The sequence below is a fragment of the Shewanella holmiensis genome (assembly GCF_025370255.1).
GTDB lineage: Bacteria > Pseudomonadota > Gammaproteobacteria > Enterobacterales > Shewanellaceae > Shewanella > Shewanella holmiensis.
Map to the genome: position 1 here is coordinate 45,933 of NZ_JAMTCD010000006.1, position 12,368 is coordinate 58,300.

Annotated in this window: 8 protein-coding genes and 1 pseudogene; 6 read left to right on the top strand and 3 right to left on the bottom strand. The window is 41.0% G+C overall.

Annotation, left to right across the window (positions count from 1 at the left end):
* Positions 1–22: 22 nt before the first annotated feature.
* From NE535_RS06380 to lgt, 4 genes are all read left to right on the top strand, one after another.
* Entirely contained in the window at positions 23–769 is a 747-nt protein-coding gene (locus NE535_RS06380; RefSeq protein WP_261297833.1) for an HAD-IIA family hydrolase, read from the top strand.
* Positions 770–1,054: 285 nt separating this feature from the next.
* Positions 1,055–2,734 carry a M28 family metallopeptidase gene (locus tag NE535_RS06385; protein ID WP_261297834.1) on the top strand — a complete coding sequence of 560 codons (1,680 nt, stop codon included), beginning with the start codon at positions 1,055–1,057 and terminating at the stop codon, positions 2,732–2,734.
* Between the two features lie 405 nt (positions 2,735–3,139).
* The gene (gene asnB, locus NE535_RS06390) at positions 3,140–4,807 is read left to right on the top strand and encodes an asparagine synthase B (protein WP_261297835.1); all 1,668 of its coding nucleotides are present in this window, start codon (positions 3,140–3,142) and stop codon (positions 4,805–4,807) included.
* A 577-nt stretch (positions 4,808–5,384) separates the two neighbouring features.
* The gene (lgt, locus tag NE535_RS06395; protein ID WP_261297836.1) at positions 5,385–6,164 is read left to right on the top strand and encodes a prolipoprotein diacylglyceryl transferase; all 780 of its coding nucleotides are present in this window, start codon (positions 5,385–5,387) and stop codon (positions 6,162–6,164) included.
* 177 nt (positions 6,165–6,341) lie between these two features.
* Here lgt and NE535_RS06400 read toward each other — a convergent pair.
* A pseudogene (locus NE535_RS06400) lies at positions 6,342–6,920 on the bottom strand (transposase); the annotation flags it as partial.
* A gap of 357 nt (positions 6,921–7,277) precedes the next feature.
* Between NE535_RS06400 and NE535_RS06405 the strand changes: the two are divergent.
* Complete coding sequence (locus NE535_RS06405; protein WP_261297837.1) at positions 7,278–8,909, top strand: porin family protein; 1,632 nt, start codon at positions 7,278–7,280, stop codon at positions 8,907–8,909.
* A 757-nt stretch (positions 8,910–9,666) separates the two neighbouring features.
* A complete protein-coding gene (locus NE535_RS06410) occupies positions 9,667–10,569 on the top strand; it encodes a LysR family transcriptional regulator (protein WP_261297838.1) in 903 nt (300 codons plus the stop codon).
* On the opposite strand, the gene NE535_RS06415 is transcribed toward NE535_RS06410, so the two are convergent.
* A complete protein-coding gene (locus NE535_RS06415) occupies positions 10,566–12,020 on the bottom strand; it encodes a putative metalloprotease CJM1_0395 family protein (RefSeq protein WP_261297839.1) in 1,455 nt (484 codons plus the stop codon). The genes NE535_RS06410 and NE535_RS06415 overlap by 4 nt on opposite strands.
* Positions 12,021–12,085: 65 nt before the next feature.
* On the bottom strand, positions 12,086–12,367 hold the full coding sequence (locus NE535_RS06420) for a chemotaxis protein (RefSeq protein WP_261297840.1): 282 nt from the start codon (positions 12,365–12,367) through the stop codon (positions 12,086–12,088).
* Between the last annotated feature and the right edge of the window lies 1 nt (position 12,368).

Genomic DNA, 12,368 nt, shown 5'->3' on the forward strand with positions numbered 1-12,368 from the left:
GATTAAAGGACAATACAGCAGCATGAAAAATATTATCTGTGATATCGATGGCGTTTTACTGCACGATAATAAACTGATCCCAGGCAGCGATAAGTTTATTCACCGTATCCTTGAACAAGGTAACCCACTGGTTATCTTAACCAACTACCCAGTACAAACGGGTAAAGATTTGCAAAATCGTCTTGGCGCAGCAGGGATCAATGTCCCAGAGAACTGTTTTTACACTTCAGCCATGGCCACTGCAGATTTTTTGAAGCATCAAAAAGGCACAAAAGCTTTCGTTATCGGCGAAGGTGCCCTCACCCATGAGCTTTACAATGCAGGTTTTACTATCACTGATATCAATCCTGACTTTGTGATTGTTGGCGAAACCCGCTCGTACAATTGGGATATGATCCATAAAGCGGCGCGTTTTGTCGCGGGTGGAGCACGGTTTATTGCCACTAACCCCGATACTAATGGCCCGGGATACAGTCCAGCCTGCGGCGCATTATGCGCCCCCATTGAACGTATCACCGGAAAAATGCCTTTTTATGTCGGTAAACCCTCCAGTTGGATTATCCGCTCTGCGTTAAATCACATACAGGGGCATTCAGAAAACACCGTTATTATTGGCGATAATATGCGCACCGATATTTTGGCTGGATTCCAAGCGGGTTTAGAAACCATTTTGGTTACCAGTGGTGTCAGTCAAATGGCTGACATAGATAAAGAACCCTTTAGACCAAACCATGTGTTTGCCTGCGCCGGTGACATTGATGTTATTTAAGCTCAGCAATTTATAAGCACAATCTCGCGACCTAAGACGTCACGGCAAACATGTTCTTTGCACTCGCAATAAGGCTAACCACCCACCCATTGTAAGATTTGGTCACTGAACAATAACGTCATTAGCGCGGTAAAGACGGTTTAATATCCAATTAGTCTCGCGCACTGGGGTTATTTACATTAGGTAACATATTTTCAAGCCTGCACACTTGTTATCAAGTGCAGGCTTGCTTCATTATGCTCACCCAACAGTAACAAACAACAAACAATAATAATTGGAATACTGATGAAGCATTTATTTCCATTATGCGCTATTGCTCTTATGGTGAGTGCCTGTAACGGCGACAAACCAGCGCATGCGCCCCAGATTGAACAAACTCAGCAAACTACCGAAGCAAACCAAGCCGCAATAAATGTCACTTTTGATGAAGCGCGTTTTCGTACTGATATAAAAACATTGTCGTCGGATGAATTTGAAGGCAGAGCCCCTAACACCCAGGGTGAAAAACTCACGTTAGATTATTTAACCAAACAGTTTACCGAAATGGGTTTAGTTGGCGCCAATCAAGGCAGTTTTTTACAAGCTGTCCCTATGGTGACCTATACCCCCAGCGAGCAACAAAGCATTACCTTAGCCAATTTACCACTGCAATATCGTCAAGATATCGTCTTGAGCAGTCGTCATGCCAATGAACAAATTAGCATTGAAAATGCACCGCTAGTGTTTGTTGGTTACGGCATTAATGCGCCTGAATATCAATGGAATGATTACAATGATGTTGATATGAAAGGTAAAATAGCCGTCATTCTTGTCAATGATCCCGGTTTTGCTCATCCCGAAGGCACTAAGTTTAACGGCTTAGCGATGACATATTACGGCCGTTGGAGTTATAAGTTTGAAGAAGCCAGCCGTCAAGGTGCATTAGGTGCAATCATCATTCATGATACCAAACCAGCTTCATACCCATGGTCTGTAGTTGAAAACAGTTGGACAGGTCCTCAACAGGATCTAGTGTTAAACACTGATGAAGCAAAAAATCGAATTCAAGTTGAAGGCTGGATGACGTTAAATGCGGCGACTCAGTTATTCACTCAAGCTGGATTCTCATTGCCAACCTTAATGGAACGTGCCGCGGATCAAGCTGTCAACGTTGATTTAGCGCAAACAGCTAATATTCAGTTCGCCAATAAAGCACAATACGCTGATAGTTATAATGTTGTCGCAACGTTAAAGGGCTCAACCCAAGCCGATGAACAATTATTATTTACCGCCCATTGGGATCACATTGGTAAAGATGAAACTAAACAAGGCGATCAAATTTACAACGGTGCGTTAGACAATGCTTCAGGTACAGCGGGTATCATGGAAATTGCCCGCCAGTTTGCAGTGCAAGCAAAACAAGGCAATGGCCTGAAAAGATCAATCACCTTTATCGCCACCACGGGTGAAGAACAAGGGTTACTCGGTTCACGTTATTATGCCGCCAATCCGATTTACCCTTTAGACAAAACCGTCGCCGTCTTCAACCTAGACAGTACCAATGTGTATGGCAAAACTAAAGATTACACCATAGTGGGTAAAGGTCAGTCGGAATTAGAAAACTACCTAGCTGATGCAGCAAAATTGCAAAATCGTGAAGTAAAATCTGAACGTAATCCCGCATCTGGTGGCTTTTTCCGCTCAGATCACTTCAGCTTTGCCAAATATGGCGTGCCAGCGGTATTTGCTGGCGGTGGCAACGAGCCTTTAGATGAAGCAACCTCGACATACAAAACTCAAATGCAAGCGACCATGAAAGGCTGTTATCACAATGTTTGCGACCATTACCATGAAAGCTGGGATTTATCAGGCGCATTACAAGATTTAGGCGTCTATTATCACGCAGCTCATACACTGGGTAACAACCAAGACTGGCCTGGATATTTTGTCGGTTCAGAGTTTAATCATTTACGTCCAGCCAAGTAACCTATTTATCTTCCTCCCAAATAAGATATAAAGCCAAAGACCAGAAGCCAAGCTTCTGGTCTTTTTTTAACCTAGAAACTCACCTCAATAGTAACAAGCCATCGCAATCTAATAGATTTCTGTTCAAATAATCAGCAAACAAACCTGTCAGCTGATTTATTTATCTTCAGCACATCACTAACAATTCTTCAATAATTGCCTATCATCACCAATAAAAATCAAGATAAATCAACTTTTATCCATTTTAACTGAACTATCTTCATTAATAACAAACTAAATAAATCATATTATCGCTAAAAACACTATTAAAGTGAGTTTTTATCAAAAATAACACTTGGCGAGTGAATAAAATGCTGGCAAAGTAGAAAACAGATAAAGATTAAACAATGTTGTTGGAGCGGTATTATGTGTTCAATATTTTCAATTTTAGATATCAAATCAGATGCAAGTGAGCTTCGCCAAGTGGCACTTGAAATGTCAAAACTGTTACGTCACCGCGGACCAGATTGGTCGGGTATTTATGCAGATGAACATGCCATTCTTGCCCATGAACGCCTTGCAATTGTAGACGTTGACCACGGTGCTCAACCGCTTATCAGCCAAGATGGCAACATTGTGTTAGCAGTAAACGGTGAAATTTATAACCACAAGCAACTTAAAGCTGATTTAGGTGATAAATACCAATATCAAACCAACTCAGACTGTGAAGTGATTTTATCTTTATACCAAGAGTACGGTTGTGACTTTTTAGATAAACTTAACGGCATCTTTGCGTTTGTACTTTATGACAAAGCCAAAAACACCTATTTAGTGGGTCGCGATCATATGGGGATTATCCCACTGTATTCAGGCCATGATAGCGCGGGCAACTTCTACATTGCCTCTGAAATGAAAGCACTTATGCCTGTCTGTAAAACGGTTGCAGAGTTTTTACCTGGCCAATATTTATATTCAGCCGATGGCAAACCGACTCAATACTATGTGCGTGATTGGATGGAGTTTGATGCCGTACAAGATAACCCTGCCAGCGTTGAAGAATTACGTGACGCATTAGAAGCCGCGGTTAAACGTCAATTAATGTCTGACGTACCCTATGGTGTGTTGTTATCAGGTGGTTTAGATTCATCAATCGTGTCAGCGATTACCCAAACTTATGCTAAACATCGTATTGAAAACGATGGTGAAACTGGCGCATGGTGGCCACAGTTACACTCTTTTGCTGTGGGCTTAGCCGAATCACCGGATTTAGTGGCGGCGCAAAAAGTAGCTGACGCAATTGGCACCATACATCACCCAATTATTTACACTTTCCAAGAAGGGTTAGATGCGATTAAAGAAGTGATTTATCACTTAGAAACCTATGATGTCACCACCATTCGCGCAGCAACCCCTATGTATTTAATGGCCCGAAAAATTAAAGCGATGGGCATTAAAATGGTGTTATCAGGTGAAGGCGCTGATGAGCTGTTTGGCGGCTACTTATACTTCCATAAGGCGCCAAATGCACAAGCATTCCATGAAGAATTAGTCCGTAAACTCGATAAACTGCATTTATTTGATTGTTTACGAGCTAACAAAGCTATGGCAGCCTGGGGATTAGAAGCCCGTGTGCCCTTCTTAGATAAAGAGTTTATGGATGTCGCTATGCGTATCAACCCAGAAGCGAAAATGTCTAAAGATGGCAAAATTGAGAAACACATTCTTCGTCAGGCATTTGAACATAAATTACCTAAAGAAGTCACATGGCGTCAAAAAGAGCAATTCAGTGACGGTGTGGGTTATTCATGGATTGACGGGTTAAAAGAGCATGCAGCAAAACACGTTGATGATATGCAATTAGCTAATGCGAAATTCCGTTTCCCGTACAACACACCTGAAACCAAAGAAGCGTACTTCTATCGCTGTTTCTTTGAAGAGTTTTACCCTCTAGCAAGTGCAGCAGAAACCGTACCAGGTGGTAAGTCGGTCGCCTGCTCTACTCCAGAAGCACTGGCATGGGATGAGAGCTTACAAGGTATTATTGACCCTTCAGGACGCGCAGTACGTAACGTACACACTAGCAGTTACCAGTAATCAGCAATCTAGAATCTAGAATCTAGCAATACCTAAACGTCCGCGACTTATATCACGGACGTTTTTTTATTCTAACTTAACAAGTTAAGCTTTGTGTGATAACCCACACTTTCAGCCTTTAAGGAGATTTTTTCATCGCAAACCTGGATAATTTTTCGCGTAATATGCTGTTCGTTATTCAGTCGGTGTGTGGGGTTGATGAGCTTTATAGTGGTGTAAATCAGTATCAACGGACTCTAGCTGTAAGCCCATATAGTGATTGTTTTAGGCTGCCAAAATAAAAATTCCTCTCACCCTACTGTCGCATAAGACTAACTGAATGCTAAATAAGTGTCATATTTGGGATGTATCTTGTTTGTTTCAACTGCATCATTGAACGGCACTAACAGATAGTCGTTTGATTGTAAGTGATAAACCATGATGGCATAAAACCACTAAATAGGAGGGGAATAGCGCTAATGATAAATGTTTAGCTTAAAGGCGAATATCTCCTTGAAATGAGACAATTAACAGGGTCATACTGCGCTTATTAACAGATAATTAATTTGCTTAGATAATTTTATATGGAGTACCCGTTGTGGAACATTTTGTGTGGAACTTAGATCCCGTGCTGCTGTCTTTTATGGGCCTTACAATACATTGGTATGGGCTACTTTTTGCCACGGCCATTGCCACTGGTTTTATGGTAATGAAGCGAATGTATGCGCTTGAAGGACTAGACGGTGAATCGCTTGATGATTTATTGATTTATAGTGTTATTGGTATTGTTGTCGGGGCGCGCTTGGGTCATGTGTTTTTTTATGAACCAGAATACTATTTATCTAACCCTCTGATGATATTGGCTATTTGGAAAGGCGGTTTGGCCAGCCATGGTGGTACCATCGGCATGATATTGGCCATGTACTTTTATAAACGTAAAGCCCAAATACCGTTTTTATTTTTGATGGATCGTATTGCTATCGCCACGGGTATTTTTTGCTTCTTTGTTAGAATGGCAAACTTCGCTAATTCTGAAATTATCGGTATTCCAACAGATAAACCGTGGGCAATTATTTTCGAGCGTATTGATTTGGTGCCCCGCCATCCGGCGCAGTTATATGAGGCATTCACTTATCTCGGGTTATTTATTGGTATGTGGCTGCTTTATCGTTTTACCAATATTAAGCAAAAGCAAGGCGCATTATTAGGACTGTTTTTAGCGCTGGTTTATGGTTCACGTTATTTGATTGAGTTTGTTAAAGTGAGACAAGCCGAGTTTGCACAAGACTGGAGTATGAGTGTTGGCCAAATGCTTAGCATACCGTTTGTGATAGTCGGTTTATTACTGTTTATCATGCCGTTTATATTAAAACGTTAAACGGGAAGTTGAGCGTTAAATTGGTTGATTAAAAGGTAATGGCTGATGTTTATCGACAGATGTCTAATGGATCGATGCGTTAGCCATTACTCAATATACCGATATAACCAACTTTAGCACTCGACACTATTATGTATGATGTATGCTCGCTTCATTGAAGCCAAAAAGGTTGCCACCCATTTTGGCTCTAATTGAGTTCAAATCAACATAAGCCATACAGGCTAATACTGCGGCTTCATCGAGCAAGGCTTGGGATTTAAAGCGCCCTTCCCAGAAGCGACCCGTACAGTTATCTTCTTGATTGGCTTGCCGAGCCATGGGGTCATTTAAACAGCGCATGAATCAACTTATGTCACATAACCGACTTCGGTAAATCGCTATCGCATGCCTTAACCTGACCACTTCGTGAGGTTCAACTAGCGCACCTTTGACGAATTTTCGCGTTAAGTCGTCTCCGTTAAAACAACTTATGCCACAGCTCAGCTATTTCTCGGTCTGTCCAGCGATTTACACTTTTTACATCGATAAGCAACACCACATGCAGATGATTCGACATCACCGCAAAGCGGCTATATCAATAACAAAAACACGCTCAAGTTGAAAGAGTCGTGTTTCAATCCAACTACGGCGATGGTCATAATTTTTACCTGAAAGCGCATCATTGCCGCACAAGAAAGCCCTACGTACAACGCGGCTACAACAATGGTAGTAAGGTGTGTCTTCAAGGCTAATTTGAGTTCGACGAGGGTGCGGCATAAAAACCTGCTTGTTTAATGCTTAACCAAAGTAAAGTCGAAGATCTATTTATGTGCCATAAACTTTGGGTGTTCTATTCATTGTCTGTCCTATTTATTTTGAATTTTTTTCGCATGAAAACACCAATATGTAACTCCAATTGTGTAGCCACTTTCAACCTACACTCTTAAACAGAAGGATTCAGACAAATTAGTTTAAACTTTTGTACTTGCATCACTTAAAAATGTTGAAAATCAGTTACCTTAATGTTGTGTTTTTTTTGCTAGAATACTTTTTAAGATATTTTTTTAGTAAAAATTTTAAAATATGTTTTATTCAGACGATAAATTAATCATTTTTATGTGGGGTGTTAATAAAATGAACAAAATCTTAGGTATAACACTCGCTAGTTTGCTTTTATGTAATGGAGCGATAGCTGAAGAGAGTGAGCCGCTACTATTTAAAAGCGTTGAAAAGGATGTGAATGTATTTGAACGGTACGGACTATCTCCCGAGATACCTAAGATTGCTATGAATTCTATGATACAAGGTGAAAATCTTGTGGAACATGCTATTAGGGTAACCGAATATGATGGTGAAATAAAATCATCTGAAATATTTTTAGTTCAAAGCGTCGATGAAAAAAATAATATTGATCTAAGAATAAAATACGACCCAGCTAAACTTGATCAAGATGAAGACGTTATCGCTCGAATTGAAGATTTAACAAAATCTGAATATTTACTCCGTCAATATGCAGAAAGCTTAGATAGATCAACGTTAAAAGTGGCTGAAAAAGCTAATGGCGAAGTTGAGATCCGTTTCAATTACTCCAAATATCAACTGCCACAAAACATTGCCTATTTCCGTTTTATGAAAGTTGCCTTAACAGCAAAAGATGGCAAAGCAATTAAAATGGTCATTTCTAATAATCAATCTTTTGAATTAAATGACATTATCGTTTCCGATTATAGTCAGACTACCGACTTTGGTTATTTAGATAACGGCAATCATTATGTAAAAGAAAAAGTTGAGAAAATCATCGGTAGAAAAAAAAGCAAACCTATCACTGTCACAACAACAACCAAAACCATTGCGCTGTACGATAAAAAAAATACTGTTGAAGTCATTGATGCAGATTTATTAGCTCAAGTATCTGACCCACGTATTCACGAAGAAAAGGTCGATTTAAATAGACCTCTCCCGTTAATGGCTGACTTAGTCCGTCGCCAAGGTATTGATGTCCCGCTGCCATATGGTTTCTCGATAGCAATGCGCAAACAGGATATGGATGTGCCTTTCACGTCTTTTAACATTATGGGGATCAATCTTGATGAGTTTTTTGATCCAAAGACAACTTCGGGCTCAGTAACCGCTGAGAGTGCTACCCTCAGAGCAGATGTTAACATTTTACCATTTTGGAATGTCTATGCGCTCTACGGCAAAATTAAGGTAGATGCAGTTGTCAATGCCGATTACACAGGTAATATTCGTAATGTGTTCGTTGAACGGTGGGGTGAATTCAAAGCTGACTTAGTTTGTGGCATAGCTGAAAAAGCCGGCTTGCCTATTTGTGCACCAGCAGAGTTTGATGTGCCATTGGATCTCGATTATGACGTAGTTGGTGTCGGTACAACCTTGTCTGTAGGTTACCGGGAGTTTTTTGCCTCGGTGAATACCACATACGCTGCCACTAAATTAAGTGGACAAGATTGGGGCGATGGTATCATTACCGTTCAGCCTATGCTTGGTTATCAATTTGTTGATTATCGTGCGCAATTATTTTTGGGTGCAGAATATCAAGGCCTCGATGCTACCATGTCGGGTAATTTAGGTAAAATTGATGGACTTGATCAAGATTTTACTTATGATGTCGGCGTTGAATTAAATCAGTGGGCATATCTTATTGGTTTTAATAAGCAAATCGGTAAGAACTACAACATAACCGCTCTTTATAGTAAAGGTGAAACCCGTGATTCATATACGCTTAACTTTGGTTATCGATTCTAGTTTAAGCTAAACAAATCAGGTCTCGCAGACATGCACTTTCCTCAGAAGATATGAGCTGAAAGTGCTAGTTTAACGAAGCTGGCAGTATAGAACACTCAATATAGTGCATACCGTTCAGGGTTTATCAATGTTTAATCCTGAAATAAGTTGACACTTATTCCCTCCTAAAACGCCTGATGAACCTCATCGGGCGTTTTGTATTGTGAAACGCTCACCATGGCTGAGCTATTGGCGGTTAAAAAAGTTGTCACCCATAGTTAATCAATAACATAGCACCATTATTTCCATACTACTCCTATGCAGTCCCGGAAAGCATCATAAATGAGAACACTCATTGAGATGGCTGCGAACGGAGTATCAAAAAGGTTAAATTTGATAGAAAAAAGGGTCATCGGGTCAGAGTAAAGTTTATAAAAACCTAGCTATTACATTCAAATCTGAGGATTGAAACACTCAATATCAGCTTATTTCCTTAAACCATCAGCTTAGCCATATGCTCCATGAGTGTTTGCGAGTCGTCCGCCCCATGGACGGACGGCCGAGCTTATATTGACATTCTTGCGCATGTCGGTGAGTAAATGCCATGGTTTACCTGCAATGATTCGACCCAGGCACCAGTATTCAGTCTCAAGTGTTGCCATACTGACAACAGATTTAAAAGCGCCCTATCCGCTTTGCTTTGTGCTACAAAATGCTACTATCTGAATGCTGGTTAAATCTATTCGACTACCCGAACATCCAAGTTAAAGGCTTTTATATGAATCGTGCAAAATCAACCTTAGAGCAATGGCGTATTTTACAAGCTGTGGTTGATCATGGTGGTTATGCTCAGGCGGCTGAACAACTCAATAAAAGCCAATCATCACTTAATCATGCTGTTGCCAAATTGCAGCATCAATTAGGTATTCAGTTATTAGAAGTAAAAGGTCGCAAAGCCTATCTAACAGAGCAAGGTGAAGTATTGCTGCGTCGCTCACGCCACCTCACTCAATCGGTAGATGAGCTAGAGCAGTTAGCAACAAACTTAGGCCAAGGTTGGGAGCCAAGCTTAACCATTGCCAAAGAAATTATTTACCCAACTGAAAAGTTAGTCGATGCACTAGAAGCTTTTATTCCGCTAAGCCGTGGTACACGAGTGACAGTGCTTGATTCCGTTATTTCAGGCACCCATGATTTAATTAATCAACAGATGGTTAATATTGCTATTTGCGCCACACCACCACGCGGACATTTAGCCCAGCCTTTAGGTGAATGTGATTTTGATTTAGTTTGCCATCCTGATCACCCCTTAGCGCAATTTGGGGTGATTGAAGATGAAAAACAACTGGCTCAGTATTTACAGATAGTCATCAAAGACACAGGGTCTAACTCAATGAATGATATAGGCTGGTTAAAAGCTGAGCAGCGGATTACCGTGTCGAATTTTCATGAAGCCAAGGTCATTTTAAGCAGAAACATTGGTTTTTGTTGGATCCCCAATTTTCTAGTTGAAGACGATTTAAAGCAAGGAAAGTTACACAAACTCAAATTGCATGGCAGTTACCAACGCAGGATCACCTTAAACATCATCATTCCTAATCGTGACAGACAGGGCCCAGCCTGTAAGCTATTGGAAAGTTTGATTTTACTTCAACATGATATTGAAGCTGTGGCGGTTTAAACCGAAAAGGCTAAAGTGGATAAGTTGTTGGTGGGCTCAGGCTGTTGATTTTTGAAGTAAGCTAAGGTTGCCGATGGCATCTGCGGTGATTGGGTATCGACCGATTCATTCATTTTTTCGATAAATCGACTTGCTGGATTAGACAGTTCAGCGCCCTCATTTTTGGCAGCAAGCGTCACTTTTGGTTTCGAAGCATTATCATCAGGTAATGTGAACGGGGTTAATTGTGACTCCTGAAATCCATTTTGTTCAACGTTTGCCTGTTTATAAATATTAGCCAATTCATTGATATACTGAATGTCTTCAGCGGGAACAATTTTTTCCTGTCTTTGTTCGGCCATTTCAGCCTTGGCTTGATTCATTTTTTGCACAGCCTCTGCCGCAACACGAATATCAGCACTTGATGGCTGATTCGGCGCCATTGCTGCGGCGTAAACTTTTTGCATTTTATTAAAGGTTGCTTGTGGATCGCCTTTTATCACACCCACATCAATTTGTACTTCTCCATCAACCGCATAACGCTTACCATCTGGCCCTTTCTCATAAGAAAAAGATGGGCTTTGAGCAAACATCCCGCCGATGGCTTTATGGGCTTGTTCGTGGGTTTTAACTTCAGTGTCACGCTTGGACAGCTCATTAATAATTTGTTGTTCAGCTTGAATGGCTTTTTGTTGCTGCGCCTTTACTTGCTTTTCAGCTTGTTCAGCGGCTTTTTCTGCATCGGACTGTTGATTTATTTGGCTAAATTGAGGTTGAACAACTTGTTGTTTTTCTGGTTCAGCTTCTTTAGTAACCTCTTGAATAGCTGGCGATAATTCATCTTGCTGAGTCGCATCATCAGCCAAGCTTGTATCCTCAAATGGATTAACCCTCTCTTCTACGGCTGCATCATTTGCATCATCCAATGAGGGTGACCCTGATTGAAAAGGATTGGCGACGGCTGTGGTATCAGATAATGAATTCGGTTCTGAATTAATAGCGTTATTGGTGCTTGTTGGGGTAAAACTTGCTTCGGTTAACGCGGTTAATGATGGCGATGTGCCCGCTCTAGCGCCAGATAGATTAGCTATTTGTCCAGGATTAAAACCACCAATTTGGCTTGCTCCAGTGCGTAAGTTAAAACTATTGCTTTGCGAGATATTTGACGATGAGGATGTTGACACCGACGTCGTTGCCGCTGGCGTAACCTTAGAAATAGCAGCAACCGTTGTAGAGGTTAAGTTTACATTTGGGCTAGAAAGTACAGCTGATTTAGTGATCGCTGCAGTGGTTGCACTTAAACCAGGATTAACAGATTGCTGATGATTTATCGCAGCGGCATTAATCGACGCAGGTTTAGCAGAGCTTGAATTGACTGAATGGGTATTCGCGGATAACGACAAAACCTGCTTTGATTGAGTCGCAGCAGGTTGTAAAGAATTCATGGTTAAGCTTGATTGACGAATATCCATTTTTCATCACTAATAAGCTAAGTTTGGCTGCAGACTTGATTGGTCAGTCAACACCTAGTTAGTTATTATGCCTCAATATTGATAATGCTACCCACTGTTTCAGTGGCAGCTTCTATCACTTTAACTGAGGCTTCGCCCTGCTGTTGGGACTCAACAGCAGACACCAATGCACTCGTTTTATCAGACTGATCAACAGCACGACTACTTAATGTGACCGTGTCTTGTTGAGCTGGAGGTGCTGTTGGTTTTGGATCTGGCGCAGCAACTGCCGTAGTGGCTTGAGCAAGACCTTGTTGCGCACTTTGTAAACCTTGAACACCCGATGAATACGCGGATTGAATTTGCATA

Coding starts and splice junctions, on each gene's coding strand:
- NE535_RS06380 (WP_261297833.1), top strand. CDS start 23: ATGAAAAATATTATCTGTGATATCGATGGCGTTTTACTGCACGATAAT.
- NE535_RS06385 (WP_261297834.1), top strand. CDS start 1,055: ATGAAGCATTTATTTCCATTATGCGCTATTGCTCTTATGGTGAGTGCC.
- asnB (WP_261297835.1), top strand. CDS start 3,140: ATGTGTTCAATATTTTCAATTTTAGATATCAAATCAGATGCAAGTGAG.
- NE535_RS06405 (WP_261297837.1), top strand. CDS start 7,278: ATGAACAAAATCTTAGGTATAACACTCGCTAGTTTGCTTTTATGTAAT.
- NE535_RS06410 (WP_261297838.1), top strand. CDS start 9,667: ATGAATCGTGCAAAATCAACCTTAGAGCAATGGCGTATTTTACAAGCT.
- NE535_RS06415 (WP_261297839.1), bottom strand. CDS start 12,020: ATGGATATTCGTCAATCAAGCTTAACCATGAATTCTTTACAACCTGCT.
- NE535_RS06420 (WP_261297840.1), bottom strand. CDS start 12,367: ATGCAAATTCAATCCGCGTATTCATCGGGTGTTCAAGGTTTACAAAGT.